This is a genomic window from Variovorax sp. PDC80 (assembly GCF_900115375.1).
Taxonomy (GTDB): domain Bacteria; phylum Pseudomonadota; class Gammaproteobacteria; order Burkholderiales; family Burkholderiaceae_C; genus Variovorax.
Window position 1 is genome coordinate 509,876 of the sequence record NZ_FOWG01000002.1, and the last position, 25,121, is coordinate 534,996.

Below are 25,121 nucleotides of genomic sequence, written 5' to 3' on the forward strand. Positions count from 1 at the left end.
ACCGCTGCTCCTACAAGGCCGGAGGCTGCCTGCCGACGGGACGGGGGAAAGGCGCTGTCTATGGTCGCGTGAGTTCAACAGGCCCACACAGACACAGAGACGCCCACGATCCATGACGGAGGACCTCAGCAGCGACACCCTCGAGAGGCTTCGGCTTCCCGCCGATCCCGCGGCCGCACTGACCCGCCTCGTCGAAGCCGGCGCCGACCGCGTGCCATGGCCCGCCCAGGGCCGCACGCTGATGCGCTGGCGCGCGTTGGCCGAGGTGGCGGCGCACGATCTCTCGCTGGCCAAGCTCTACGAAGGCCACACCGATGCGCTCGCGATCCTGGCCGAACTGCATGGCCCGGCCGTGCCGCCCGGCTCGCGCTGGGGCACCTGGTGCGCCGAGCCGCCCGCTGCGCGCGTCGCCATGCGGCCCGAGGAGGGCTGTCCCGGCGCCATGCGGCTCGACGGGCGCAAGGCCTGGTGCTCGGGTGCCGCGGGTCTCACGCATGCGATCGTCAGCGTGCACGACGAGGAGGGCCGTGCCTGCCTCGCGGCCGTGTCGCTCCGGCAGCCGGGCGTGCGTGTCTCGGACGAAGGCTGGGAGGCCGTCGGCATGGCGGCGAGCGCGAGCGTCGACGTGCATTTCGACCATGCGCTCGCGGTACCGATCGGCAAGCCGGGCGATTACGTGAGCCGGCCGGGCTTCTGGCAGGGCGGCGCGGGCATCGCGGCCTGCTGGTGGGGCGGCGCGCTCGGCATCTCGCGCCAGGTGCTCGCGCTCGCGGCCCAGGGCGCCAAGCCCGACGCGCATCGGCTCGCGCACCTCGGTGCCATCGATGCCGCGCTCGCCGGCGGCGCCGCGGTGCTGCAGCAGGCCGCGCACTGGATCGACACCCATCCGGCCGACGACGCCCGCCGCGTGGCCTTGAACGCGCGCCTCGTGGTGGAGCAGTCGGCCGAAACGGTGCTGCGCCACGCGGGCCGCGCGCTCGGCGCCGCGCCGCTGTGCCGCGATGCGCGCTTCGCGCGCGCGATGGCCGACCTGCCGGTGTACTTGCGCCAAAGCCATGCCGAGCGCGACTTGGCCGCGCTGGGCCAGATCGTTTTCGACCAAAGGAGTGCCGCATGGGCGCTGTGACGGACAAGGCACTCGACGACACGGCCCGCCGTGCGATCCGCGGCGACGGCACCACCGAGGACGAATGGAACGACTGGCCTGGGCTGGCACGGCTGCCCGCCATCGACGCGGAGCAACTGGTGCCCGCGGGCGCGCGCGTCGTGGTCGTGGCGCCGCATCCCGACGACGAGGTGCTCGCGGTCGGCGGCCTGCTGGCGCAGCTCGCGCAGCAGGGCCGCGAGGTGGTGGTGATCGCCGTGACCGACGGCACCGCCAGCCATCGCGGATCGGCCGTGTGGCCGCCCGAACGGCTGGCGCGCAACCGTCCGCGCGAAAGCCTGCGCGCGCTCGAGCGGCTGGGCCTGTCGATCGAGCCGGTGCGGCTCGCGCTGCCCGACGGCGGGCTGCAGGCGATGCAGGCGATGCTGGCGGCGCAGCTGGTGTCGCTGCTGCGGCCGCGCGACGTGGTCTTCACGACCTGGCGCCGCGATGGCCATCCCGACCACGAGGCCACGGGCCAGGCCTGCGCGCTGGCGGCCGCGAGCGCGGGCGCGCGGCTGGTCGAGGTGCCGGTCTGGGGCTGGCACTGGGCGCGCCCCGCGGATGCGCGCATGCCATGGCGGCACGCACGGCGCCTGCTGCTCGACCCCGAGGCGCTGCGGCGCAAGCGCGACGCGGTGCGCGCCTTCACGAGCCAATTGCGGCGCGATCCATCGACCGGCGCGCCGCCGGTGCTGCGCGCCACCACGCTGGCGCGCGCGCAGCGGCCGTACGAAGTGGTCTTCCTGTGAGCGGCGACACGCACCGCCCGTACTTCGACGCGCTCTACGCGGCCAGCGAGGACCCCTATGCGCTGCGCGCGCGTTGGTACGAGGCGCGCAAACGCGCGGTGCTGCTCGCCGCATTGCCGCGGCCGCACTACCGGGACGCGTTCGAACCCGGCTGCGGCATCGGCGAACTCACGCTGGAACTGGCCCCGCGCTGCGACCGGCTGCTCGCGAGCGATTTCTCGCCGCAGGCGGTGGCGACCGCGCGGCGGCGCACGGCCGGGCTCGGCCATGTGGAGGTGCGGCAGCAGACGCTGCCCGAGGACTGGCCGCTCGAGCCGCAGCCGGGCCCCGGCCGTTTCGATCTGATCGTGCTCAGCGAGATGGGCTACTTTCTGGACCGCGAGGCCATGGACCGCGTGGCCGCCTGCTGCGAACGCACGCTGGATGCCGACGGCACGCTGGTGGCCTGCGACTGGCGCCCCGACTTCGCGCAGCGCAGCCTTTCGACCGCCGACGTGCACGGCGCACTGGCCGCGCTCGGCCTGGCGCGGCTGGTGCTGCACGAGGAGGACGACTTCGTGTTGCAGGTGTGGGCGCGCGACGCGCGCTCGGTCGCCCAGCGCGAAGGCATCCGCTGATTGCATCGCCATCGCGGGCGCACGTGGCCTGAACCGTCACCGCCCGCCACACACCTCGATGCATCCCTGTTGCGTCGCCGACGACGGACAGCACTGACGCAGGCCGCTTGGCTTTTCTTACCCGGGGTGCACGCGGCGCGCGCAGCATGGTTTTCATCTTCATCCACACAGGAGCGATGACCATGCCAAGAGGCGACAAGTCGTCCTACACGGACAAGCAGAAACGCAAGGCGGAGCACATCGAGGACGGCTACGAGAAACGCGGCGTCGGCAAGGGCGAGGCCGAGCGCCGTGCCTGGGCCACCGTCAATGCCGAGACCGGCGGCGGCAAGAAGAGCGGCTCGGGCCGCGGCAAGGCCGAGAACCATGCGCCGTCGCGCAAGGGTGGCCACAAGGGCGGTGCCGCGGCGGCGAGCCGGCCCGCGGCCGCGCGATCGGCTTCGGCGCGCAAGGCCGCGGCCACGCGCAAGCGCAACGAACAGCGCGGTTGAGCGCAAGCACACTCACGGAGACACCATGCACATCATCCTCGGAGCCACCGGCCACGTGGGCTCGGCCCTGGCCGAAGCCCTGCTGGCCAAGGGCCAGCCCGTCACCGTCATCACGCGCCAGGCCGCGAAGACCGAGGCGCTGCGCAAGAAGGGCGCCAAGGTCGCGGTGGTCGACGTGTTCGACATCGCCGCTTTCCGGCGCGTGCTGGCCGGCGGCAAGCGCCTGTTCCTGCTGAACCCGCCCGCGGCACCCTCGACCGACACCGCGGCCGAGGAACGGCGCAGCCTGCGCAGCATCCTGCGCGCGGTGGAAGGCGCCGACCTCGAGAAGATCGTGGCCGAGTCGGCCTATGGCGCGCAGCCCGGCGAGCGCATCGGCGACCTCGGCGTGCTCTACGAGATGGAGCAGGCGCTCGCGGCCCAGCCGGTTCCCACTGCCGTGATCCGCGCGGCCTACTACATGAGCAACTGGGACCTGTCGCTGCAAACGGCGCAGCAGCAGGGCGTGGTCCACACCATGTACCCGGTCGACTTCGCGCTGCCGATGGTGGCGCCGCGTGACCTGGGCCAGTTCGCGGCGCGCCTGATGGAAGGGCCGGCCAAGGATTCGGGCCCGCACCACGTGGAAGGGCCCGAGGCCTACACCAGCGCGGACGTGGCCGAGGCCTTCGCGCTGGCGCTGAACAAGCCGGTGCGCGCGGTCCAGACGCCGCGCAGCCAGTGGGAGCATGCGTTCAAGGCGATGGGTTTCTCGGACGCGGGCGCGGCCTCTTATGCGGCGATGACGCGCGTCACGCTCGAGAAGAAGTACGAGGTCGAGAACCCCGAGCGCGGGCGCGTCTCGCTGCGTGAATACATCGCGGCGCTGGTGCGCCGGAACACGGGCTGAGCGGGGGCGCTCCTGCTGTCGCGGTCGGCGCGGCTTCACCGAACCGTCATCTGCCCTCCCTAGCATCCGGCGCTTCGCCCACTCGCGCAGCGCCCGATGCCTTCCTTCGCACCTCCCTTCAAGCCTGCCGCTCTTCGTCTTCTGGTCGCGGCGCTCTGCGCGGCCACGGTCCTGACCGCCTGCGGCGGGGGTGGCGACGGCGCCGTGTTCCTGCCGGTGGCACCGGCGCCCGCGCCCGCGGCGCCGCCACCCGCGCCGGCGCCCGCACCCGAGCGCAGCGTGCAGAGCGTGCGGCTGATCGGCGAACAGGTGCTGGCCAACGACCTGAAGATCGACGGCGTGCAGGTCGGCGGCCTCTCGGCGGTCGATTACGACCCGGCCACCAGGCTCTGGTATTTCCTCAGCGACGACCGCGTCTCGTCGCGCTTCCACACGGCCGAGCTGGACTACGACGGCCAGCGCTTCTCCTCGGTGCGCTTCCGTTCGACGATCGCGCTCAAGGACATGAACGGCAATGTCTATTCCAACGTCTCCGGCAGCCCCAGCATCGCGGCCGATCCCGAATCGTTCCGCATCGATCCGCAGGGCGGCGGCCTGTGGTGGGGCAGCGAGGGCGACCGCGCACGCGGCCTCGATCCCTTCGTGGCGCGCATGGCCATCGACGGCGTGGCCAACCTGATCCTGCCGGCGCCCGCGATGTTCAGGATGTCGCCGACGCAGGAGAAGGGCTCTCGCAACAACGCGACCTACGAGGCGCTGAGCTTCTCGGCCGACGGCAAGAGCCTGTGGGTCGGCATGGAAGCGCCGATCTACGAGGACGGCCCCTTGCCCACGCCCACGAGCGGCGCGGTCTCGCGCTTCACGCAGTTCGACCGCGCGGGCGCGGTGCTGCGCCAGGTGGCCTATCCGATCGATGCGATCCCCAAGGCGCCCACGGGCCCGAACGCCGACAACGGCGTGTCGGAGATGCTCGCGATCAACGACCACCAGTTCCTGGTGATCGAGCGCGCGGGCGTTCAAGCGGCCGACGGCAACTACAGCAACTACATCCGTCTCTACGAGATCGAGACCGAGGGTGCCACCGACGTGCGCGGCCTCGCCAGCCTCGTGGGCGCCGACTACAAGCCGGTGCGCAAGCGCCTGGTGCTCGACCTCAACACGCTGGGACTGGCCAAGCTCGACAACATCGAGGGCATCACCTGGGGACCGAAGCTGCCCAACGGCAACGACACGCTGGTGCTGGTGTCGGACAACAACTTCAACACCGCGAGCCAGATCACGCAGCTGCTGGCCTTCGAGGTGCAGCCGAAGAAGTAGGGCAGGGCCGCCGCGTGGCGGCCCTTTCGTCGGCTCAGCCGCGCGACAGCGAATCCGCCACGCGCTGGCGCCGCACGCCGCCCTGGCGCTCGAGCATCCAGCCCGGGTACTCGGCCGGCAGCGCGCTGACCTTGTCGAGCCGCGCGAGCTCGTCGGCATCGAGCTGGATGGCGGTGGCGGCGATGTTGTCGTCGAGCTGGTCGACGCGCTTGGCGCCGATGATCACGCTGGTCACCACCGGCTGGTGCAGCAGCCAGGCCAGCGCGATCTGCGCCACCGAGACCTTGCGTGCCTCGGCCAGTTCGCGCATGACGTCGATGCAGTCGAAGGCGCGTTCCTTGTCGACCGGCGGAAAGTCGAAGGCGATGCGGCGGCTGCCCTGCTCGGCCTGCTGCGCCTCGCCCGAGCGGCTGTACTTGCCGCTGAGGAAGCCGCCGGCCAGCGGGCTCCAGACCATCAGGCCGACCTCCTCGCTGCGCAGCATCGGCACCAGTTCGCGCTCGAGGTCGCGGCCCGCGATGGTGTAGTAGGCCTGCAGCGATTCGAAGCGCGCCAGGCCCTTGCGTTCGGCGATGCCCAGCGCCTTGACGATCTGCCAGGCGGCCCAGTTCGACACGCCGACGTAGCGCACGTGGCCGTGGCGCACCAGGGTGTCGAGCGCCTCCACGGTTTCCTCGATCCGCGTGGCGGGGTCGAAGCCGTGGATCTGGTAGAGGTCGATGTGGTCGAGCTGCAGCCGCTGCAGGCTGGCCTTCACGCCGTCCATGATGTGGTAGCGCGAGGCGCCGGCCGAGTTGACGCCCTTGCTGCCGGTCTCGCCGAGCACCTTGGTCGCCACCACCACCTTGTCGCGCGGCACCTTGAGGTTCTTGAGCGCCTGGCCGGTGATGACTTCCGACTGGCCTTCGGAATAGACGTCGGCGGTGTCGATGAAGTTGATGCCGGCGTCGAGCGCGCGGCCGACCAGCGCCTCGGCGTCGGATTGCTGGAGATCGCCGATCTGACCCCAGATGCCAGAAGACCCACCGAAGGTCATGGTGCCGAGGCAGAGTTCGGAGACGAAGAGGCCGGTGCGGCCGAATTTGCGGTATTGCATCGAAAGAATTCCTTTGCGTTGGGAAGCCCGGAGGGCTGCGAAAAGTATCCGGCCGGGCAGCGTCCCAGGGCCAGCGCGTTCCTGCAAAGGTCTTGCCTAATTCTCCAGACCGATGGCCGCGGGCGCGCGCTGGCGCCAGGGCAGGTTTAAGCTTCGAGCCGCTTGTTTCTCCACCGTGACAAGGACCCCGCCACATGTCCGACGAAACCCCCGACATCCTTTCCGCCATCGGCACGCCGCTGCCGCTCGAACCCGAACTCGACGAAGCCCGCAAGGAGCTGGTGCGCCTGATCAACCTGGTGACCGGCGGCCGCGACGGCTCCGTCGACACCGCGGTGCCCGGCCTGTTCGTCTACTGCGTCAGCAAGCCCGACGGTCCCAAGCACGCGATGCAGACGCCGGCGCTGGGCCTGATCGCGCAGGGTTCCAAGCGGATCATGGTGGGCGACGACATCTACGTGTACGACCCGATGCACTACCTGGTGACCTCGGTCGACCTGCCGGTGTGCGGCCAGGTGCGCGTGACCAGCGAGCAGGAGCCCTACCTGGGCCTGCGGCTCGAACTCGCGGTCGACGAGATCGGCGAGCTGATCCGCAACGAGCAGCTGCCGGCCAAGGCCAATGCGCCGGCCTCGCGCGGCATGTACGTCAACCGCATCGCGATGCCGGTGCTCGAGCCGGTGCTGCGGCTGCTGCGCCTCCTGGAAACGCCCGAGGACGTGCCGATCATGGCGCCGCTGATCAAGCGCGAGATCATGTACCGGCTGCTGGTGAACGGCGAGGGCGCGCGGCTGCGGCAGATCGCGCTGCAGGACAGCCACACCCAGCGCGTGGCCAAGGCGATCAGCGCGCTGCGCGTGAACTTCGCGCAGTCGCTGAAGGTGGAGGACATGGCGCGCGCGGTGCACATGAGCGTGTCCTCGTTCCACCATCACTTCAAGGCCGTGACCGCGATGAGCCCGCTGCAGTACCAGAAGCAGCTGCGCCTGCAGGAGGCCCGGCGGCTGATGCTGCTGACCGGCGCCGACGTGGCGACGGCCGCGCACGACGTGGGCTACGAAAGTCCCTCGCAGTTCGCGCGCGAGTACGGCCGCATGTTCGGCGCGCCGCCGCTGCGCGACAAGCGGCGCTGGCTCGGGGAAGCGGGCAACGACGCGCTCGGGGCGGCTTCGCGCGAGGCCGCCTGAGCTTCTTGCCTGCGCCGCGCGCATGGATGCCGTCCTGCACGCGCTGTCGTCCGCGTCCGGCCTCGTGGCGCCGCGCGCTCGCGACACTGCGTGGCTTCAACGCAGGAGAACGCCCGATGTCCGAAGACCTTCAGATCCGCATCCCCAGGGACGATGACCGGATCGACGTGACCGATCTCAAGGAAGTCGACTACTGGACCGAATGGTTCGGCGTGTCGGAAGAACGGCTTCGCACCGCCGTCGCCTCGGCCGGCACCCAGCGGGACGACCTGCGCATCTATCTCGGCCTGCCCTGAACCGCTCGGCGTACGGCCACGCCCCACCCATGGCCGAATCCCGCATCGCCATCTACGGCGCGATCGGCGCCAACATCGCCATCGCGGTCACGAAGTTCGTCGTGGCCGGCATCACCGGCAGTTCGGCGATGCTGTCCGAGGGCATCCATTCGTCGGTCGATACCTTCAACGGCGTATTGCTGCTGGTCGGCCTGCGCCTGAGCAAGCGCCCGGCGAGCGTGGAGCATCCGTTCGGCCACGGCAAGGAGCTCTACTTCTGGAGCCTGATCGTCGCGGTGCTGATCTTCGGGCTCGGCGGCGGCGTGTCCTTCTATGAAGGCATCGAGCACATCCGCCATCCCGAGCCGTTGCGCGATCCGACCTGGAACTACGTGGTGCTCGCGGCCGCGGCGGTGTTCGAAGGCACGAGCTTCCTGATCGCGCTGCGGCAGTTCCGCGCCCAGGCCGGCGGCACGCCGTTCTGGCAGGCGCTCGACCGCAGCAAGGACCCGACCACCTACACCGTGCTGGCCGAGGATTCGGCCGCGCTGGCCGGCCTCGCGGTGGCGGCGCTGGGCATCTACCTCGGGCACCGCTTCGACATGCCGGTGTTCGACGGCGCGGCCTCGATGGTGATCGGCCTGCTGCTGGCGGGCGTGGCGCTGCTGCTGATCGCCCAGTCGCGCGGCCTGCTGATCGGGGAGGGCGTGCGGCCCGAGACGGCACGCGCGATCCGCGAGCTGGCGATGGCGCAGCCCAGCGTGGAGGAGGTGGGCCGGGTGCTGTCGATGTACATCGGACCCGACCAGGTGCTCGCGATCGTCGACGTCAATTTCAAGGACGACACCGACACCGGCGAAGCCGCCGCGGCCATCGCCGCCATCGAGCGGCAGGTGCGCGCGCGCTTTCCGATGATCAAGCGGCTGTTCATCGAGGCCAGCGACGCGCCGCCCGAGCTGGCCCCGCGTTCCTGATCGCGGACGCCGCCGCCGCCGCGCGGAACACGCTGGCGCGACAGCGTGGTGACAGCCCCGTACAGCGTCCCGGATCGACTGGCAACCCCTCGCAATGACGGAAACAATTGCTTGCATTCACTTGTAAAGAATGGTTTCATTCTGTTCAGAAATAAGGGAGCCAACTGAGCAGCGAGAAGGGAGTCAACGTGAACCATCACGGGTCGACGCTTCGAAACCTGGCACCTCGGGCAATGCTTGCCCTGTGCCTTCTGCCGCTGGCGGCCACGGCCGCCGACGGGACCATCCACTTCACCGGCGCGATCGTCGGCGCGCCTTACGAGATGCGCGTCGACGCGAGACCGGGCGCGCTCGTTCACCGCGTGACGGGCCGCACCATGGAGATCCGTTTCCTGCGCCAGGAGATCGATCCGCCCAGCGCCAGCGTGCGGGTCGATACGCTCGGCGAGCAGCCGCTGGCGATCGCGTTCATCGACGCGCGGGGGCGCACGACGCAGCTCGCGCCAAGCAGCGAGCGGTCGATCGGGCAGGACGGTGGGGTGTTGTCGATGGCGGCGCAGGCGGCCGCCGTCGCGCTCGTGACCGTGCGCTACGACTGAGCTTCTCTCGGCGGTCGAGAGAGTTTCGAAGATCCCCGGCGCGAGGGCCGGGTGAAGAAGTGCGCGCCCCGCGGGCGCGCCCGTTCAGGCGATGGTCAGGGCCGGCCGATTACCGTCGCTCGACGGCTTCGCGGCTCGCACGGGCAGCCACGGCGGAGTTCACCGAGTTTTCAGAGGCCATGCGCCTGCCGCCGCACAGCGTGCACTGGTAGTGGCGCAGCCACGGGAGCCAGCGCATCCAGGCGCGACGCGGTATGCGTTCGAGATGGGCGAGCCCGCAGGAACACTTGGAAGACGAAATAGCCATCTGCATTGGGATTGGAGGTTGGTTTGCATCCGAGCTTTTTCCCTAGCCGAGGCTCTGTGGCCTGTACGCAGCTTCGTTACGATTTCCGCAATTATTCTTTGTAAATAGTGCATTTGTATTACAGATTGTCAGATTTCTGAATACTGTAGTTTTCCCGCACGTTGCCGCCGGACCCACGGCTTCCCGTCAGATTCCAACGCTAAGTCGTGTCGCCATCAGGTCGAGCACGGCATGTCCCTGCACATCCGAAGGAATCTCGCTATCGTGCTTTCCCGAATCGCAAGCAACACCAACACGGAGAAATGCATGCTTTGGGAAAAGAAGGTCGAACAGTGGAGCGCGGCCGTCCGCGCACGTGCCAATCTGCCCGCGCGGCTGACCCTGTGGGACGGCAAGTCGTACGACTTCGGCGACTTCAGCGGCCCCGCCGTCACCCTGCACGTGAAGTCGCCCTCGGCGCTGTCGCTGATGCTCGAGCCCACGCTGGCCAACCTCGGCGAGGCCTACGTGCAGAGCAAGATCGACATCGAGGGCAAGCTCAGCGACATCATCGACATCGCCTACGCGCTCGCGAAGAGCTCGCTCGACAGCGGCACCGGCGCCGGTGCCAGCGCGCTCAAGAGCATGGCGCGCTACTTCACGCACACCAAGGCGTCGGACCGCAAGTCGATCCAGTACCACTACGACGTCTCGAACGCCTTCTACCAACTCTGGCTCGACCCGAACATGGTCTATTCGTGCGCCTACTTCGAGAACGGCGACGAGGACCTCGAGACCGCGCAGCTCAAGAAGATCGACCACATCCTCACCAAGATCCAGCTGCAGCCGGGCCAGACCCTGCTCGACATCGGCTGCGGCTGGGGCGCGCTCGTGATCCGCGCGGCGCAGAAGTTCGGCGCGCGCTGCGTGGGCGTGACCCTGTCGCAGAACCAGTTCGAGCTCGCGACCGAGCGTGTGCAGGCCGCGGGGCTGGCCGACCGCATCGAGATCCGGCTGCAGGACTACCGCGACGTGGGCGGGCAGTTCGACCGCATCACCAGCGTCGGCATGTTCGAGCACGTGGGCCGCAAGAACCTGCCCGAGTACTTCCAGCGCGTGCGCGAGCTGCTGGCCGATGACGGCGTGGTGATGAACCACGGCATCACCTCGTCCGACCCCGAGGGCGGCGGCGTCTCGTACGGCGGCGGCGACTTCATCGACCGCTACGTGTTCCCGAACGGCGAGCTGCCGCACATCGGCCTGGCGCTGCAAGCCATGCAACAGGGCGGCCTCGAGGCCTTCGACATCGAGAACCTGCGCCGCCACTACGCGCGCACGCTGCGGCTGTGGAGCGACGCCTACGAGGCGCACACCGAGCAGGTGCGCGCCATGGTCGACGAGGAGAAGTTCCGCATCTGGCGCGTGTACCTCGCGGGCTGCGCCTATGCGTTCGAGAACGACGACGTGGCGATCTACCAGATCGTGGGCCGCAAGGCCGGCCGCGCCGCGAAGACGCTGCCCTGGTCGCGGCGCTACATGTACGCCGGCGCGGTCGCGGCCTGAGCCGGCCGCATCAGCCCGCGCCGCGGCAGCCGGCCTCGACGTTGTTGCCGTCGGGGTCGAGCACGTAGGCGCCGTAGTAGTGCATCTCGGCCGGCCCGCGCGGGCCGGGAAAACCGTTGTCGATGCCGCCGGCCTGCAGCGCCGCGCGGTGGAAGGCATCGACCTCCTGCGGCGTCTTCGCCGAGAACGCGAGATGGATCGGGCTGGCCGACACCTGGTGCGCGCCGTTCCAGAAGGCCGGCTGGTCGGTGCCGATCCAGACGAAGGGCACCGTGTGCTCGGTGCTGCGCACGAGCAGGAACGAATGGGCGCTGTTGTCGAGGGTCTGCAGGCCGAGCGCGCCCGCGACCGCGTCGTAGAAGCGGCGCGCGGCGCGCAGGTCGCGCACCCTGAAGCCGATGTGGTCGAACATGGTGATCCTTTCCTGGCGGTCTGTGGATGGTCGACGCCCGATCGGCGCCCGGGAACGGCCGCGCCGCGCATCGTGCGGCCGGACATCGCCTACGCACGATGTCTCGAAAGGAGGCTTGCGCGTCCTGCAGGAATTCGCGCGGCGTGACATCCTCCGGTCGGCCTGCCTGCGTGCCGCACCGCCGGGTGCGTCGCGGGGGCAGCGAACCACCCCACGACAAGGACACGAACAACATGAAAGTCAATGGAATCGAACGCCCGCTCGACGTCGACGGCGACACGCCGGTGCTCTGGGCCTTGCGCGACGTGCTCGGCATGACCGGTACCAAGTTCGGCTGCGGCATGGGCCTGTGCGGCGCCTGCACCATCCATGTCGACGGCGCGCCCACGCGGGCCTGCCTCACGACCGTGGAATCGGTGGGCAAGGCGAACGTGAGCACCATCGAGTCGCTCGCCGCCACGCGCGTGGGCCGCGCGCTGCAGAAGGCCTGGCTCGACCTCGACGTGGTCCAGTGCGGCTACTGCCAATCGGGCCAGCTGATGTCGGCTACCGCGCTGCTGAGCAAGAACACGGCGCCGAGCGACGAGGAGATCGATGCCGCGATGAGCGGCAACGTCTGTCGATGCGGCACCTATGTGCGCATCCGCACGGGCATCAAGGAAGCGGCACGCGCGCTCTCCGGAAAGGCGGTGGCCTGAGATGCTGATCGATCGACTGACGGAACACGCGCCGGTGGATTCGCCCGCGCTGTCGCGCCGCGGCTTCCTGAGCATCGGCGCCGCGCTCGGCGGCGGCCTGCTGATCGGCGTGGGCCTGGGCGCCGTGCCCGATGCGGCAGAGGCCGCCTCGGCCGGCACGCCGTCCTGGACACCCAATGCCTTCGTGAAGATCGCGCCCGATGGCCGCGTGACCGTGACCATGGGCTACATCGAGATGGGGCAGGGCACCTACACCAGCGTGCCGATGCTGATCGCCGAGGAGCTCGAGGTCGACCTGGCCGCGGTGCGCGTCGAGCATGCGCCGCCCGATGACAAGCTCTATGGCAATCCCCTGCTGGGCTTCCAGGTGACCGGTGGCTCGACCACCATCCGCGCCGCCTACGAGCCGCTGCGGCGTGCCGGCGCCACCGCGCGCACGGTGCTCGTGCAGGCCGCGGCCCAGCGCTGGAAGGTCGCGCCCGACAGCTGCAAGGCGGCCCGCGGCGAGGTCGTGCATGCGGCCAGCGGCCGGCGCCTGAAGTACGGCGCGCTGGTCGCCGACGCCGCGAAGCTGCCGCTGCCCGAGAAGGTGGCGCTCAAGGCGCCGGCCGATTTCCGGCTGATCGGCACGCCCGCGAAACGGCTCGACTCGCCGGCCAAGGTCGACGGCAGCGCGCTCTACGGCATCGATGCCAAGGTGCCGGGCATGAAGGTCGCCACGCTCGCGCAGTCGCCGGTGTTCGGCGGCCGCCTGCGCAGCGTGGACGACAGCAAGGCGAAGGCGGTGCGCGGCGTGCGCCAGATCGTGCGGCTCGACGACTGCGTGGCGGTGGTGGCCGACCACATGGGCGCGGCGAAGAAGGGCCTGGCGGCGCTCGCGATCGAATGGGGCGGCGGCGCCAACGCGGGCATCGATTCGGCGGCGATCGTCGAGTCGATGAAGCAGGCTTCGCTGCAGGCCGGTGCGGTGGCGCGCAACGAGGGCGACAACGCGGCGGCGATGACCGGCGCGGCGCAGCGCCTCGAGGCCGTGTACGAGGTGCCGTTCCTGGTCCATGCGGCGATGGAGCCGCTGAACTGCACGGTGCATGTGCGGCCCGACGGCTGCGAGGTGTGGGTCGGCACCCAGGTGATCACGCGCGCGCGTGCCGCGGCGGCGGCCGCATCGGACCTGCCGGTGGAGAAGGTCACGGTGCACAACCACCTGCTGGGCGGCGGTTTCGGCCGCCGGCTCGAGGTCGACAGCATCACGCGCGCGGTGCAGATCGCGAAGCAGGTCGACGGCCCGGTCAAGGTGGTGTGGACGCGCGAGGAGGACACGCAGCACGACATGTACCGGCCGTACTTCTACGACCGCGTGAGCGCGGGCCTCGATGCGCAGGGTCGGCCGGTGGCCTGGCGTCATCGCATCACGGGCTCGTCGATCCTCAAGCGCTGGCTGCCGCCGGCCTACAACAACGGCTTCGATCCCGAGACCATCGACGGCGCCGAGAAACCGCCCTATGCGCTGCCGAACATCCGCATCGAGTACGTGAACCACGAGCCGCCGGTGCCCACCGCGTTCTGGCGCGGCGTGGGGCCGACGCACAACGTGTTCGTGGTCGAGAGCTTCATCGACGAGCTCGCGCATGCGGCCAAGGCCGATCCGGTGGACTACCGGCGTGCGCTGCTGGGCGCCAACCCGCGCGCCAAGGCCGTGCTCGAGCTCGCGGCGCAGAAGGCCGGCTGGGGCACGCCGCTGCCGCCGCAGCGCGGGCGCGGCGTGTCGCTGCAGTTCGCCTTCGGCACCTTCATGGCGCTCGTGGCCGAGGTCGAGGTGCCGAAGGACGGCGGCGAGCCGGTGGTCAGGCGCGTGGTGTGCGCGCTCGACACCGGCGTGGTCGTCAACCCCGACACGGTGCAGGCCCAGGTGCAGAGCGGCGTGATCTTCGGCATCTCGGGCGCGCTGTGGGGCGAGGCGACGGTGAAGGACGGGCGCATCGAGCAGTCGAACTTCCACGACGTGCGGCCGCTGCGCATCAACGAGACGCCGGCGATCGAGACCCACATCGTGGCCAGCGGCGAAGCGCCCGGCGGCATGGGCGAGCCCGGCACCTCGGGCATCGCGCCCGCGATCACCAACGCGATCTTCGCGGTGACCGGCAAGCGCGTGCGCAAGCTGCCGGTGTCGCGCGGGCTGACGAGCGCTTGAGCTGAAACGCTAGCGCGCGAAGACGAGCAGCGTCTGCGTCGCGAAGCCGAAGCGGCCGCGCTCGTCGTGCAGCTGGCTGAAGGTGCAGCCGCTGCCGTCGGGCGCGACCGTGGTCACGGCATCGAGGCCGATCCAGTCGCCGACCGGCTGCCGCGCGAGCTGCAGCGAGAGGTCGGCGTTGGCGAAGTTGAAGCGCTCGACCGGCAGCACCCAGCTCAGGCCATTGCCGAAGTCGGCCGCGGCGGCGGCGCGCATCGCGGGCGAATTGGCGGCGCCGGCCACCAGCGGCACGCGCAATTGAAACCATGCCGCGGCCGGACCGGGTGCCGCGGCATCGCCGGCCGCCACGCGGCTTTCGGTCGCCGTGTAATAGAACGAGCGCACGTCGGGCAGGCCCGGGATGCGCAGCGGTGCCGTGCAGTCCGAGGGTGCCGGCATCGACAGGGCAGGGGCCAGCGGCCTTTGCAACGCTTCTTCGGGCGGCACCACGGGCTGCGTGCGCACCAGCAGCGCATGCGCCTTCGCCACCGGCTTGCCTTGGGCCAGCAACGCGATCTCGACGCGCGCGGTGGTGCGGCCCGCCTCGGTCGTGACGGCGGACGACAGCAGGTCGACCGGCACCGGCCGGATCAGCTCGACCGTGAGCCGCGCGAGCTGCCAGCCTTCGCCCTCCATGGCCGACTCGGCGATGTGCGCAAGCAGGCCGCAGGGCGCACCGCCATGCTGCGCGCGCGGATCCCAGGGACCGCGCGCGAGCTCGCTGGCGCGCCAGGTGTTCGCGTCCTCGCGCACGAAGACGGCATCGGTGGCGGCGAGCTCATGCATGGGCGGCGATCTCGATACGGCGCAGGGGCGCGGGGGCCGGGACTTCGTCCTCGGTCTCGAACTGCTCGGCCCAATGGCGGAAGCGCATGATGGGCCCGTCTCCCTCGGCGAGGCTGGGGCGCTTCCAGCGCATCTTGTGCTCCCAGATCGGCACGTCCTGGCTCACCTGGTGGATCGCCTCGTCGATCAGCGCGAGGCTCATGTCGGGCGAGGCGATGCCCTGCAGCCGCGCCATCAGGCTGAAGCTCACGGCGACGCGGCCGGCCTCGATCGGCACCACCGAATCGACGAACAGGATCTCGGCCAGATCGGCGATGCGAAAGCGCACCGTCGCGAAGTAGGGGCCGTACAGCGAGGTCTGCAGGAAGCCCGGCAGCCGGCCGCGCGGCGTGTTGAAGTCGTGCAGGATGTTCACGTGCAGCGCCGGCCCCGCGGGCTCGAAGCGGTCGAGCCGCGCCAGCGTGGCCACGCCGTGCAGGTGGTGGAAGTGCGTGGTGTCGACGATGTTCTCCTGCACCTCCTGCCAGATCGTCGCGACCTCCCAGCGCTGGCGCCGGTAGCGCGACCACTGCGCATCGCCATGCTCGGGCATCGCCGGCACCTCGAAGGTGGGCGCGATGCCGCGCGGATGCCACCAAACCATCACCAGCCCGTTGCGCTCGACCAGTGGCCAGGACTTCAGGTGCCGCATCTCGAGGCGCGGATTCGGGCTGTAGGGAATGTCGGTGCAGGCGCCGTCGCCTGCGAACTGCCAGCCGTGGAACGGACAGCGCAGCGAGGTGCCGCAGACGCGGCCGCCATGGCCCAGGTGGGTGCCGAGGTGCGGGCAGTGCGCATCCATCGCATGGGCCTGGCCCTGCATGTCGCGCCACAGCACGAACTCGCGGCCCATGGCCGTGAGGGGCTGCACGTCGCCCTTGCGAAGGTCCTCGCTGTAGGCAGCCTGGAACCAGCCATGACCGAAAGAGGAGTCGTCGAACCTGCGCATGGAGAAGCTTCCTTGGTGGTTGAACTGAACGCCGTGGCCGCCGGCGGCGCGATCGTTGCGATGCGGCCGAGGCGTCGAAGTATAGGGAGCCGGAGTGCAATTGCAATAAGAAATGAACTGTGATTCAATTCTTCGCGTGACCTACCGACGCACATCGAAAGTCGAAGAGCGCATGACGCTCACGCGCGAGCGCATCGTGCTGGCCGCGCTCGAACTCGTGGCCACACATGGCTACGGCGGCACCACCATGCCGATGGTCGCGGCCACGGCCGAGGTCTCGACCGGCTTGCTCTACCAGTACTTCCCGTCGAAGACCGACCTGTTCGACGAGGTCTTCCGCCAGGCCTCACAGCGCGAGATCGACGCCTGCGCCGCCGCGGCCGCCTCCGAGAGCGGTGCCGGCGAGCGATTGGCCGCGATCATCCGCACCTTCGCGCACCGCGCGCTCAAGCGGCCCAAGCTCGCGTGGGCCTTGCTGGCCGAACCGGTGGCGCCGCAGATCGACGAGGACCGGCTGCGCTTTCGCGAACCCTATCGCGCGATCTTCGTGACCGTGATCGAGGACGGCATCGACAGCCGCGAGTTCCGCGCGCAGAACGCGCACACCAGCGCCGCGGCGATCGTCGGCGCGCTGGCCGAGGCCATGATCGGCCCGCTCGCGCTCGGCGTGCTGTCCAAGCGCGCGGCGCAGCGCGTGGTGGAAGACATCGTCGCGCTGTGTTTGGCCGCGGTGCTCGACCACGCCGCGCGCGCCGCCCCCGCGAAGAAAGGGCAGGGCGCGAATGCGCCGGTTCCGCCTTCGGCAAAGGAGACACCATGACCGACTTCATCCAGCCCCATCCCGAGCTGTCGAACCGCTTCGCGAGCGACCGCACCTTGCACCACACGCTCGAACGCCTGCTGCCCGCCGAGGTCTTCGCCGACGCGAGCCCGCTGTTCCAGCGCATGGGCGAGCGCGCGATGCGGGAGATTCCCGCGCTGGCCGCGACGGCCGAGCACAACGTGCCGCGCCACGAGCCCTTCGATGCCTGGGGCCGGCGCGTCGACCGCATCGAGGTCGATCCGGCCTGGCACCGCCTGGTCGACATCGGCCTCGAGGAGGGCCTGGTCGCGCTGCCCTACGAGAACCCCTATGGCGAGTTCACGCGCGTGGTGCAGGCCGGCCTCGTGAACCTCTACGACGGCGCGGGCGCGGTGGCCTCGTGTCCGCTGGTGATGACCGATGGCGCCGCGCGCCTGCTCACGCTGCACGACGAAGCGCTGGCCGCGCGCTACAAGCCGAAGCTCACGGCGCGGCAGGGCGGCTGGACCTCGGGCCAGTGGATGACCGAGAAGGAGGGCGGCTCCGACGTCGGCCAGACCTCGACCGTCGCGCGTCCGCGCGGCGACGGCACCTGGTCGCTGCACGGCACCAAGTGGTTCACCTCGGCCACCACCTCGCAGATGGCGCTCGCGCTCGCGCGGCCCGAGGACGCGGTGCCGGGCAGCCGCGGGCTGTCGCTGTTCCTGGTCGAGCTGCGCCGCCCCGACGGCAGCTGGAACCACATCGCCGTGCGGCGCCTGAAGGACAAGCTCGGCACGCGCGCCCTGCCGACCGCGGAGCTCGAACTCGAAGGCACGGTCGCGGTGCCGGTCGGCGGCATCGATCGCGGCGTGGCCAAGATCGGCGACCTGCTCAACGTCGCGCGGCTGTGGGCCTCGTGGGGCGGCCCGGCGGGCGTGGGCCATCTGCTGATGCTGGCGCGCGACTACGCGACCCGCCGTCGCGTGTTCGGCCAGCTGCTCAGCGAGAAGCCGCTGCATGCGCAGTGGATCGCGCGCATCACGGCCGAGTACGAGGCGATGCTCGCGCTCAACTTCGAGACCGCGCTCGCGCTCAATCGCCACGAGCGCGGCACCGGCGCGCCCGGGCTCGCGCGGCTGCTGGCGCCGCTGACCAAGCTGGCCTGCGCGCGCCAGAGCATCTGGGCCGCGAGCGAGCTGGTCGAGAGCTTCGGCGGCGCGGGCTATGTGGAGGACACAGGCATCCCGCGCGTGCTGCGCAACCTGCATGTGCATTGCATCTGGGAGGGCACGACCTCGGTGCTCGCGCACGACGTGCTGCGGGCGCTGCGCGCGCCGGAAGCGGGCGAGGCCTTTCTCGCCGACATCGACGGGCGGCTCTCGACGCTCGCGGGCCATGGCACGCGCGCGCCCGATGCCATCGTGCATGCGCGGCGCACGCTCGCGGAGCTGATGCCGCGCGCGCAGGAGAGCGACGGCCGGCGCCTGGCCTGGGGCATGGCGCGCACCTACCAATCGGTGCTGCTGCTCGAAGCGGCCGCATGGCGCCAGGCGCGCAAGGCCGACGGCTCGGGATGGACCGCATTGCGGCTGTTCCTGCAGGACGCGCTGGTGCCGCCGGTGCTGCCCGCATCGGACGAGGAACTCGCGGCGCTGGCCTTCGGGCGCGACACGGCCGTGGCGTCGTAAGGGAGCGGTCGGCGGCCTGCGCGCCGACGCGATTGCCGCTATCCTCGAACGCGAAGTACCGGCGCCGACATGGCGCCTTTCTCTTTCTCTTCGCGTTCTTCCATCGCCCATGACCTACCTCGCCGCCTCCACGCGCTACGAATCCATGCCCTACCGCAAGGTGGGCCGCAGCGGCCTCGTGCTGCCCGCCATCTCGCTCGGCCTGTGGCACAACTTCGGCGACACCACGCCGATCGCCACCCAGCGCCAGCTGCTGCGCACCGCCTTCGACCTCGGCATCAACCACTTCGACCTGGCCAACAACTACGGCCCGCCCTACGGCAGCGCCGAAACCAATTTCGGCCGCCTGCTGCGCGAGGACTTCAAGCCCTATCGCGACGAGCTGATCATCTCGAGCAAGGCCGGCTGGGACATGTGGCCCGGCCCCTACGGGCAGGGCGGCGGCTCGCGCAAATACGTGCTGGCCAGCCTCGACCAGAGCCTGCAACGCATGGGCCTCGACTACGTCGACATCTTCTATTCGCACCGCTTCGACCCGCACACGCCGCTCGAGGAAACCGCCTCGGCGCTGGCCCAGGCGGTGCAGCAGGGCAAGGCGCTGTACATCGGCATCTCGTCGTACTCGGCCGGCAAGACGCGCGAGATGGCCGCGCTGCTGCGCGAATGGAAGGTGCCGCTTCTGATCCACCAGCCGGCCTACAACCTGTTCAACCGCTGGATCGAGAAGGACCTGCTCGGCGCCACCGAGGAACTCGGTGCCGGCGTGATCGCGTTCACGCCGCTGGCGCAGGGCCTGCTGACCGACAAGTACCTGCAGGGCGTGCCGGCCGATGCGCGCATCAACCGCCCGGGCGGCGGTTCGCTGAAGCCCGAGCATCTGTCGGATGCCAACATCGAGCGTGCGCGCGCGCTGAACGCGATCGCGCAGCGCCGCGGCCAGTCGCTGGCCCAGCTCGCGCTGACCTGGACCCTGCGCGATCCGCGCGTGAGTTCCGCGCTGATCGGCGCGAGTCGGCCCGAGCAGATCGTCGACAACGTGGCCGCGCTCCAGGGTGCGCCGCTGAGCGCGGAGGAGCTCGCCGAGATCGACCGCCATGCGGTCGAGGGCGGCGTCAACCTCTGGGAAAAACCATCGACCGACTTCGCCTGAACGAGCCGGCGCTCACGCTCACTCGAGCGTGAAGCCGATCTTCAGCGTGACCTGCCAGTGGGCCACGCGGCCCTCGGCCACATGGCCGCGCGTCTCGACGACGGTGAACCACTGGATGTTGCGCACCGTCTCGTGCGCCTTGGCGATCGCGCCCTGGATCGCGTCCTCGATGCTGGTGGTGGACGAGCCGGTGAGCTCGAGGCTCTTGTAGACATGGTTCGACATGATCGGTATCTCCTGATGTGCAGCGATGCAAAGGGAAGAAGGGATGCCGGTCCATCGTACGCCGCGCACCGCGCGGCAGGGCGATCACGGAATGCATCAGGTAACTCGCAATCCGTCTTTGAGTTGCCGCATGCCTTGCGCAGAATCGATGCGTTACCCATCGAGTCCCCCATGCCCTTGCGCACCTACCATTCCGTGGCCGACCAGGCCCAGCTCGTCATCTCGCGCACCGCCACCGCGTGGCGGGTGCCGCCCGCGTCGGCCCATGCGATCGCGCGCCGCGCGGCCTACGGCCATGTGCCGCGCCGTGCGCTGCGCCGCCTGCAGGCCATGGCCACGCTGCGGCCCTCGGTGCTGATGCATTCGTGGTGAACGACGGCGCCGCGCCGTCAATGCACGAAGCCGCCCTTCACGAAACGCACCGGCTGCGCATCCATGCGCGTGATCAGCGCGCCGAGCCCGTCGGCCGCGGCCACCGGCGTGGCTGCCGTTCCTGAAGCAGCCTCCGCGCGGCACAAAAGATCGTCGTCGCTCCATGCGCTCTTGCCGGGCTCGCCGCGCGCGCGCAGCCAGCCCGCGCGATCGACCAGCAACTGCGTGCCTTCGAGCTTCTCGGTGGCCGCGATCAGCGAGAAGGCCTCCCACGCCGCGGGCGAATCGGCCACGCAGGCGATGCTCCGGTCGTCCTGTTTCGAAGCAGCTGCGGGCTTGCGTTCGAGCAGCACCGTCACCAGGCGCGGGTCCTCGAGCAACGCACTTGCGTTATCGCCACCGGCAACGATCCGCATGCGCTGGCCGCGCCAGCTGCTGAGCATGCGCACCGGCTTGCCGTCGCAACGCACCGCCATGTCGGGTGGGCTCACGGGCTGGGCCCACACGCCCGCCACGCGCAGGCTTTCGCCGGCGGCCTGGGCCTTCATGTAGTCGATCAGGGCCCAGGCGTCGCTCTCGCTCAATCGGCCTTGAAAGCCCGGCATCGTCATTGCGCCATGGCGATCGCGCGTGCCGTGCAGCACGCGCCACAGCAGGTCGCCATCGGCACGGCGCCAGAGCAGCGGACCCGTGAGATTGGGTGGCCACACGGGCTGTGCCGCGGCCAGCGGACCCTGGCCGCGTCCGTCGCTGCCATGGCAGGCCACGCAGTTCTGCGCATAGAGCGTGCGGCCACGCGCGATGGCCTCGGCGCTGAAGCCCGCCGCATGCTGCTGAAAGCTCGTGGGATGCGCGGGCGCCAGGACCACGTTGGCATCGGGCCAGGGGGCCAGCACCACGGGCAACACCGCGGCGCCCAGCAGCCAGATCCGGCGCCGGCGCCAAAGCAGGGCCAGGACCAGCACGAGCAGCGACAGTCCCAGCAGCACGACACTGATGCCGAGCCGGCGCGCCTGGCCCAGGTCGATCAGCAGGTTCTCACCCGACAGCCGCTCGGCCCAGGGCCAGGCGGGCTGTCCGTGCGCATGGGCGACCAGGCCCAGCGCATCGAGCAGCCTCAGCAGTTGCAACTGCAGGGTCTGCAGCCCCTCGATCAGGACATTGAGCCAGGCCGCATCGGGCAGCGCGTTCATCGCGCCCGCGCCTCGAAGGCCGGTCTCACCAGGTCGCGTCCAGGCCCAGGTGGCGCAGCGCCTCGTGCCGCAGCTCGGCCAGGCGCGGATCGCCGCGATGGCGCGGGTAGGGCAGGTCGACCACCAGCTCGGCCGCGATGCGCGCCGGCCGGTCGCTCAGCACGATCACGCGGTTGGCCAGGAACAGCGCCTCTTCGACGTCGTGCGTGACCAGCAGCGCCGAGAAGCCGTCGCGCTGCCAGAGGTTCACGAGCTCGCTCTGCATCGCGATGCGCGTGAGCGAATCGAGCTTGCCCAGCGGTTCGTCGAGCACCAGCAGCTGCGGGTCGTTGACCAGCGCACGCGCCAACGCCACGCGCTGCGCCATGCCGCCCGACAGTTGATGCGGATAGGCCTTCGCGAACTCGGTGAGGCCGACGCGCTGCAGCGCCTCGTCGACCCGGCCGCGCTGCGCGTCGAGCACGCCGCGCGCCTGCAGGCCCAGCGCCACGTTGTCCCAGACGCTGCGCCACGGGAACAAGGTGGGGTCCTGGAACACCACGATGCGCGAGGGATCGGGCTTCTCGATCAGTTCGCCGTTTTGCGTGATGCGGCCGGTGGTCGCGGGCTCGAGGCCGGCCACCAGGCGCAGCAGCGTCGACTTGCCGCAGCCGCTCGGGCCGAGCAGCGCGACGAACTCGCCGGGGCGCACCTGCAGGTCGATGTTGTCGAGCACCTGCAGCACGCCCGTGGGCACTTCGAACCAGTGGCTCACGCCGTGGATGTCGATCAGCGCGCCGGTGTGGGCGGCGGTGCCTGCCTCGACGCTGGGGGAGAGGACGGCTTCTACCATTTGACGGTTCCCTTCTGCCACGACAGCACGCGGTCGCGCACCTTGAACAGCAGTGTGATCAAGCCCGAGCACAGCGCGGCCATCACGAGCAGCGCCGCATACATGTTGGCGTACGAGGCCCAGCCCTGTGCCCACTGCAGGTACCAGCCGAGGCCGGCCTTCACGCCCATCATCTCGGCCGTGATCAGCACCGAGAACGAGGCGCCCAGGCCCATGAATAGGCCCACGAAGACCTGCGGCAGCGCGGCCGGGATGGCGACGCGCAACACCAGGAAACGCTCGGAGGCGCCGAGCGTGCGCGCCACGTCGTAGTAGCTCTTGCCGACCGAGGCCACGCCCGACCAGGTCAGCACAGCAACCGGGAAGAAGGTGGCGAGGCCGACCAGGAACACCGCGGCCACGTAGCTCGAGGGCGCGAAGAAGAAGGCCAGCGGCAGCAGCGCCGAGGCCGGAACCGGGCCGAGAAAGCGCAGCAGCGGATGCACCCAGTAGCCCGCGATGCGCGACCAGCCGACCGCCACGCCGGTGACGAAGCCGACCAGCGCGCCGATCACGAAACCGTTGGCCAGCAGGCGCAGCGAGTAGGCGGTGGACAGGCCCAGACGCTGCCAGTCCTCGTGCAGCACGTCGATCAGGCTCTGCGGCGGCGCGAAGAAGGGGGAGGGCAGCACGGCGAGCTTGGCGGTGGCGATCTCCCACAGCGCGAGCACCAGCGCCGAGGCCACCAGCCACTGGCCGGCCGGACGCAGCGTGCGCGCGACGCGGCCGGCGCGCGGGCCGAGCAGCGCGATGACGAGGAAGACCGCGGCGATCACGAGCGTGGCGTAGCCGAATTCCTCGGTGAAGTTCCAGTCGCTGAAGCCGATCGGCTTGTTGGGCCACAGCAGCGTGAGCAGGCCCAGCGCCAGCCAGGCCGCGGCGGCGAGCACGCCGGTGCGCCAGAGGCCCGGCGGCAGCGCGTGGCGGCGCGCGAGCACGGCGGCGGCATCGGTGGCCACCGGCGCGGGCGGGCGCGGCGCGCGCGGCGTCGGGGCCGCTGTGGTGCCGCGGAACTCCGGCGCGTTCAGCACGCCGGACACGTCGAGTGCGTGATCGGCCGAGGTCATGCCTGGGCGCTCCCGATGGCAGGTTGATCGTCGATGAGGGTCATGGGAATTGCTCCGCCGGAGGATGAAGAAGGGAAGGGCGAGTGTTGGCGCTGCACCCGCCCCGGCCAACGAATGAATGCACGCATGGATATGCGGATTCGTCGGCTGCGGCATGTCGCCGCCGGGGCCCTCAGGACGAGACGTTCGCGCCCACGGCCCAGTAGAAGGTGGGCCGGGCGCCGTTGAGCAGGTGGTCGCCGACCACGCGGCCCTTGTAGATGGTCGGGTTGTGCGAGGCCAGCGTGCGCGCGTTGCGCCAGTGGCGGTCGAGCCGGATGTCCTCCTGCAGCGCCGAGGCACCGCCCACGTCGAACAGCCGCGTGCCGGCCTGCAGCACCGCATCGACGATGCCGGCCTGGGCTTTGGCGGTCTCGAGCTCGACCTGGAACAGCAGCGGCTCGGGGATCGCTTCGCCGCGCTGGCGCAGGCGATCGATCTCGCCCAGCGTGCGCGCCACCGCCTGCACCGTCGAGCTCGCGACGAAGGCCGTGCTCGCGAGCTGGCCGACGACCTGCTGCACCAGCGGGTCCTCGCGCGGCGTGCTGCCGCTGCCGTGGCTGTAGACCCGCTTGCGCGGCTGCACGAAATCGACCGCGTCGCGCACGATCGCGCGCGCGATGCCGGCCAGGGTGGCGAGGTGCGTGAGCTGGAACTGCGCGGTCAGCGGCGTGGGCTGGTCGCGCACGTAGAGCAGCACGTGCGCCGGATCGACGCGCACGTTGCGAAAGCGCGTGGTGCCCGAGGCGCTCAGTCGCTGGCCGAAACCGCGCCAGTCGTCGACGCGCTCCACGCCCGGCGCCTCGGAGGGCACCAGCGCGATCACGCGGTCGTTGCTGCCGTCGTCGTTGTGGCGCTGCGCCGAGACCGCGATCCATTCGGCATAGAGCGTGCCGGTGCTGTAGTACTTGTCGCCTTCGAGGCGCCAGCCGTCGCCGTCGCGGCGCAGCGTGGTCTGCATCTGGCCGAGCGGGCCTTCGCCGAGCTCGGTGGTGGCGTTGCCGAAGATCACGCCGTCGGCCGCGAGCCGCAGCCAGGGGCCGTGCAGCGCGGGATCGATCTCGGCGAACAGGCGCTCGATGAAGCCGAAATGGGCGCGCAGGATCTGCGGCAGGTTGGAGTCGGCCTCGCCGAGCTCGATCAGCAGGTCGAAGAACTGCTCGACCGAGGCGCCGAGTCCGCCTTGGGCAACCGGCACGCGCAGCGCGCCGAAGCCGGCCTGGGCCAGCCAGGCCACGGCATCGTGGGCCAGCAGGCGTTCGTTCTCGCGCTGCACCGCGCCTTCGGCGATGCGCGCGAAGATCGGGCGAAAGCGGTCGGCAAGCTGGTCGTAGGAGGGCGGTTGGGGTTGCGAGGCACGTGGCGGCACGGCCACGGGCGATGGGTTGCCGGGCGCGGTGCGCGGCGGATGCGTGAGGGATTCCATGG

At 70.3% G+C, this 25,121-nt stretch carries 26 protein-coding genes; 17 read left to right on the forward strand and 9 right to left on the reverse strand.

Annotation, left to right across the window (positions count from 1 at the left end):
• Positions 1–112 precede the first annotated feature (112 nt).
• From BM109_RS07940 to BM109_RS07965, 6 genes are all read left to right on the forward strand, one after another.
• Entirely contained in the window at positions 113–1,126 is a 1,014-nt protein-coding gene (locus tag BM109_RS07940; protein ID WP_093341916.1) for an acyl-CoA dehydrogenase family protein, read from the forward strand.
• Positions 1,114–1,896, forward strand: coding sequence for a PIG-L deacetylase family protein (locus BM109_RS07945; protein WP_093341918.1), 783 nt, complete (start codon positions 1,114–1,116; stop codon positions 1,894–1,896). The genes BM109_RS07940 and BM109_RS07945 overlap by 13 nt, the downstream gene beginning before the upstream one ends.
• Positions 1,893–2,513: a methyltransferase domain-containing protein gene (locus BM109_RS07950; protein WP_093341920.1), complete on the forward strand. Its 621-nt coding sequence runs from the start codon at positions 1,893–1,895 to the stop codon at positions 2,511–2,513. Before BM109_RS07945 ends, BM109_RS07950 begins: the two co-directional genes overlap by 4 nt.
• A gap of 182 nt (positions 2,514–2,695) precedes the next feature.
• Complete coding sequence (locus tag BM109_RS07955) at positions 2,696–3,004, forward strand: plasmid stabilization protein (RefSeq protein ID WP_093342450.1); 309 nt, start codon at positions 2,696–2,698, stop codon at positions 3,002–3,004.
• Between the two features lie 25 nt (positions 3,005–3,029).
• A complete protein-coding gene (locus tag BM109_RS07960) occupies positions 3,030–3,893 on the forward strand; it encodes an NmrA family NAD(P)-binding protein (protein WP_093341921.1) in 864 nt (287 codons plus the stop codon).
• Between the two features lie 96 nt (positions 3,894–3,989).
• Complete coding sequence (locus BM109_RS07965; protein WP_093341922.1) at positions 3,990–5,210, forward strand: esterase-like activity of phytase family protein; 1,221 nt, start codon at positions 3,990–3,992, stop codon at positions 5,208–5,210.
• Between the two features lie 34 nt (positions 5,211–5,244).
• Here the strand turns inward: BM109_RS07965 and BM109_RS07970 are convergent, their stop codons facing one another.
• Positions 5,245–6,306 carry an aldo/keto reductase gene (locus BM109_RS07970; RefSeq protein ID WP_093341924.1) on the reverse strand — a complete coding sequence of 354 codons (1,062 nt, stop codon included), beginning with the start codon at positions 6,304–6,306 and terminating at the stop codon, positions 5,245–5,247.
• A 194-nt stretch (positions 6,307–6,500) separates the two neighbouring features.
• Between BM109_RS07970 and BM109_RS07975 the strand changes: the two genes are divergently transcribed.
• The 5 genes from BM109_RS07975 to BM109_RS07995 all read left to right on the forward strand — a co-directional run bounded on the left by BM109_RS07975 (position 6,501) and on the right by BM109_RS07995 (position 11,190).
• Positions 6,501–7,493, forward strand: a complete 993-nt coding sequence (locus BM109_RS07975; protein WP_093341925.1) for an AraC family transcriptional regulator — start codon at positions 6,501–6,503, stop codon at positions 7,491–7,493.
• A gap of 116 nt (positions 7,494–7,609) precedes the next feature.
• Positions 7,610–7,789: a DUF3606 domain-containing protein gene (locus BM109_RS07980; RefSeq protein ID WP_093341927.1), complete on the forward strand. Its 180-nt coding sequence runs from the start codon at positions 7,610–7,612 to the stop codon at positions 7,787–7,789.
• A gap of 29 nt (positions 7,790–7,818) precedes the next feature.
• Positions 7,819–8,742, forward strand: coding sequence for a cation diffusion facilitator family transporter (locus tag BM109_RS07985; RefSeq protein ID WP_093341929.1), 924 nt, complete (start codon positions 7,819–7,821; stop codon positions 8,740–8,742).
• A gap of 188 nt (positions 8,743–8,930) precedes the next feature.
• Complete coding sequence (locus tag BM109_RS07990) at positions 8,931–9,341, forward strand: hypothetical protein (RefSeq protein WP_143129115.1); 411 nt, start codon at positions 8,931–8,933, stop codon at positions 9,339–9,341.
• A gap of 613 nt (positions 9,342–9,954) precedes the next feature.
• Positions 9,955–11,190 carry an SAM-dependent methyltransferase gene (locus tag BM109_RS07995; RefSeq protein ID WP_093341932.1) on the forward strand — a complete coding sequence of 412 codons (1,236 nt, stop codon included), beginning with the start codon at positions 9,955–9,957 and terminating at the stop codon, positions 11,188–11,190.
• A gap of 10 nt (positions 11,191–11,200) precedes the next feature.
• Here BM109_RS07995 and BM109_RS08000 read toward each other — a convergent pair whose 3' ends face one another.
• Positions 11,201–11,602 carry a VOC family protein gene (locus BM109_RS08000; RefSeq protein ID WP_093341933.1) on the reverse strand — a complete coding sequence of 134 codons (402 nt, stop codon included), beginning with the start codon at positions 11,600–11,602 and terminating at the stop codon, positions 11,201–11,203.
• A 233-nt stretch (positions 11,603–11,835) separates the two neighbouring features.
• Here BM109_RS08000 and BM109_RS08005 point away from each other — a divergent pair, with 233 nt between their 5' ends.
• Positions 11,836–12,300, forward strand: coding sequence for a (2Fe-2S)-binding protein (locus tag BM109_RS08005; RefSeq protein WP_093342451.1), 465 nt, complete (start codon positions 11,836–11,838; stop codon positions 12,298–12,300).
• 1 nt (position 12,301) lies between these two features.
• Positions 12,302–14,491: a xanthine dehydrogenase family protein molybdopterin-binding subunit gene (locus BM109_RS08010; protein WP_093341934.1), complete on the forward strand. Its 2,190-nt coding sequence runs from the start codon at positions 12,302–12,304 to the stop codon at positions 14,489–14,491.
• 9 nt (positions 14,492–14,500) lie between these two features.
• Here BM109_RS08010 and BM109_RS08015 read toward each other — a convergent pair whose 3' ends face one another.
• Positions 14,501–15,316 (reverse strand): thioesterase family protein, encoded by an 816-nt coding sequence (locus tag BM109_RS08015; RefSeq protein ID WP_093341936.1) that lies wholly within the window; start codon positions 15,314–15,316, stop codon positions 14,501–14,503.
• Positions 15,309–16,304: a Rieske 2Fe-2S domain-containing protein gene (locus tag BM109_RS08020; protein WP_093341937.1), complete on the reverse strand. Its 996-nt coding sequence runs from the start codon at positions 16,302–16,304 to the stop codon at positions 15,309–15,311. Before BM109_RS08020 ends, BM109_RS08015 begins: the two co-directional genes overlap by 8 nt.
• 172 nt (positions 16,305–16,476) lie before the next feature.
• Here BM109_RS08020 and BM109_RS08025 point away from each other — a divergent pair, with 172 nt between their 5' ends.
• The 3 genes from BM109_RS08025 (at position 16,477) to mgrA (ending at position 19,926) form a co-directional block, all read left to right on the forward strand.
• Positions 16,477–17,124, forward strand: coding sequence for a TetR/AcrR family transcriptional regulator (locus tag BM109_RS08025; RefSeq protein WP_208511688.1), 648 nt, complete (start codon positions 16,477–16,479; stop codon positions 17,122–17,124).
• Entirely contained in the window at positions 17,121–18,776 is a 1,656-nt protein-coding gene (locus tag BM109_RS08030; RefSeq protein ID WP_093341940.1) for an acyl-CoA dehydrogenase family protein, read from the forward strand. Before BM109_RS08025 ends, BM109_RS08030 begins: the two co-directional genes overlap by 4 nt.
• A gap of 109 nt (positions 18,777–18,885) precedes the next feature.
• Positions 18,886–19,926, forward strand: a complete 1,041-nt coding sequence (gene mgrA / locus BM109_RS08035; RefSeq protein ID WP_093341941.1) for an L-glyceraldehyde 3-phosphate reductase — start codon at positions 18,886–18,888, stop codon at positions 19,924–19,926.
• Positions 19,927–19,944: 18 nt separating this feature from the next.
• Here mgrA and BM109_RS08040 read toward each other — a convergent pair whose 3' ends face one another.
• Positions 19,945–20,151 carry a dodecin gene (locus BM109_RS08040; protein ID WP_093341942.1) on the reverse strand — a complete coding sequence of 69 codons (207 nt, stop codon included), beginning with the start codon at positions 20,149–20,151 and terminating at the stop codon, positions 19,945–19,947.
• Between the two features lie 171 nt (positions 20,152–20,322).
• On the opposite strand from BM109_RS08040, the gene BM109_RS08045 reads away from it, so the two are divergent.
• On the forward strand, positions 20,323–20,523 hold the full coding sequence (locus BM109_RS08045) for a hypothetical protein (protein ID WP_093341943.1): 201 nt from the start codon (positions 20,323–20,325) through the stop codon (positions 20,521–20,523).
• 17 nt (positions 20,524–20,540) lie between these two features.
• On the opposite strand, the gene BM109_RS08050 is transcribed toward BM109_RS08045, so the two are convergent.
• The 4 genes from BM109_RS08050 to BM109_RS08065 form a co-directional block, all read right to left on the reverse strand.
• Complete coding sequence (locus BM109_RS08050) at positions 20,541–21,716, reverse strand: c-type cytochrome (protein ID WP_093341945.1); 1,176 nt, start codon at positions 21,714–21,716, stop codon at positions 20,541–20,543.
• 25 nt (positions 21,717–21,741) lie between these two features.
• Positions 21,742–22,548 carry an ABC transporter ATP-binding protein gene (locus BM109_RS08055; protein ID WP_093341946.1) on the reverse strand — a complete coding sequence of 269 codons (807 nt, stop codon included), beginning with the start codon at positions 22,546–22,548 and terminating at the stop codon, positions 21,742–21,744.
• The gene (locus BM109_RS08060; protein WP_093341947.1) at positions 22,542–23,654 is read right to left on the reverse strand and encodes an ABC transporter permease; all 1,113 of its coding nucleotides are present in this window, start codon (positions 23,652–23,654) and stop codon (positions 22,542–22,544) included. The genes BM109_RS08055 and BM109_RS08060 overlap by 7 nt, the downstream gene beginning before the upstream one ends.
• Before the next feature lie 172 nt (positions 23,655–23,826).
• Positions 23,827–25,119, reverse strand: a complete 1,293-nt coding sequence (locus tag BM109_RS08065) for an acyl-CoA dehydrogenase family protein (RefSeq protein WP_093341949.1) — start codon at positions 25,117–25,119, stop codon at positions 23,827–23,829.
• Positions 25,120–25,121: the final 2 nt, after the last annotated feature.

Bases quoted from the DNA above. Each gene is read 5' to 3' on its own strand.
- BM109_RS08040 (WP_093341942.1), bottom strand. From the start codon at position 20,151: ATGTCGAACCATGTCTACAAGAGCCTCGAGCTCACCGGCTCGTCCACC.
- BM109_RS07940 (WP_093341916.1), top strand. From the start codon at position 113: ATGACGGAGGACCTCAGCAGCGACACCCTCGAGAGGCTTCGGCTTCCC.
- BM109_RS07945 (WP_093341918.1), top strand. From the start codon at position 1,114: ATGGGCGCTGTGACGGACAAGGCACTCGACGACACGGCCCGCCGTGCG.
- BM109_RS08000 (WP_093341933.1), bottom strand. From the start codon at position 11,602: ATGTTCGACCACATCGGCTTCAGGGTGCGCGACCTGCGCGCCGCGCGC.
- BM109_RS08025 (WP_208511688.1), top strand. From the start codon at position 16,477: ATGACGCTCACGCGCGAGCGCATCGTGCTGGCCGCGCTCGAACTCGTG.
- BM109_RS07965 (WP_093341922.1), top strand. From the start codon at position 3,990: ATGCCTTCCTTCGCACCTCCCTTCAAGCCTGCCGCTCTTCGTCTTCTG.
- BM109_RS07960 (WP_093341921.1), top strand. From the start codon at position 3,030: ATGCACATCATCCTCGGAGCCACCGGCCACGTGGGCTCGGCCCTGGCC.
- BM109_RS07980 (WP_093341927.1), top strand. From the start codon at position 7,610: ATGTCCGAAGACCTTCAGATCCGCATCCCCAGGGACGATGACCGGATC.
- BM109_RS07985 (WP_093341929.1), top strand. From the start codon at position 7,819: ATGGCCGAATCCCGCATCGCCATCTACGGCGCGATCGGCGCCAACATC.
- BM109_RS08060 (WP_093341947.1), bottom strand. From the start codon at position 23,654: ATGACCTCGGCCGATCACGCACTCGACGTGTCCGGCGTGCTGAACGCG.
- BM109_RS07955 (WP_093342450.1), top strand. From the start codon at position 2,696: ATGCCAAGAGGCGACAAGTCGTCCTACACGGACAAGCAGAAACGCAAG.
- BM109_RS08010 (WP_093341934.1), top strand. From the start codon at position 12,302: ATGCTGATCGATCGACTGACGGAACACGCGCCGGTGGATTCGCCCGCG.
- BM109_RS08030 (WP_093341940.1), top strand. From the start codon at position 17,121: ATGACCGACTTCATCCAGCCCCATCCCGAGCTGTCGAACCGCTTCGCG.
- BM109_RS08020 (WP_093341937.1), bottom strand. From the start codon at position 16,304: ATGCGCAGGTTCGACGACTCCTCTTTCGGTCATGGCTGGTTCCAGGCT.
- BM109_RS08045 (WP_093341943.1), top strand. From the start codon at position 20,323: ATGCCCTTGCGCACCTACCATTCCGTGGCCGACCAGGCCCAGCTCGTC.
- mgrA (WP_093341941.1), top strand. From the start codon at position 18,886: ATGACCTACCTCGCCGCCTCCACGCGCTACGAATCCATGCCCTACCGC.
- BM109_RS08065 (WP_093341949.1), bottom strand. From the start codon at position 25,119: ATGGAATCCCTCACGCATCCGCCGCGCACCGCGCCCGGCAACCCATCG.
- BM109_RS08050 (WP_093341945.1), bottom strand. From the start codon at position 21,716: ATGAACGCGCTGCCCGATGCGGCCTGGCTCAATGTCCTGATCGAGGGG.
- BM109_RS08005 (WP_093342451.1), top strand. From the start codon at position 11,836: ATGAAAGTCAATGGAATCGAACGCCCGCTCGACGTCGACGGCGACACG.
- BM109_RS07995 (WP_093341932.1), top strand. From the start codon at position 9,955: ATGCTTTGGGAAAAGAAGGTCGAACAGTGGAGCGCGGCCGTCCGCGCA.
- BM109_RS07970 (WP_093341924.1), bottom strand. From the start codon at position 6,306: ATGCAATACCGCAAATTCGGCCGCACCGGCCTCTTCGTCTCCGAACTC.
- BM109_RS08015 (WP_093341936.1), bottom strand. From the start codon at position 15,316: ATGCATGAGCTCGCCGCCACCGATGCCGTCTTCGTGCGCGAGGACGCG.
- BM109_RS08055 (WP_093341946.1), bottom strand. From the start codon at position 22,548: ATGGTAGAAGCCGTCCTCTCCCCCAGCGTCGAGGCAGGCACCGCCGCC.
- BM109_RS07975 (WP_093341925.1), top strand. From the start codon at position 6,501: ATGTCCGACGAAACCCCCGACATCCTTTCCGCCATCGGCACGCCGCTG.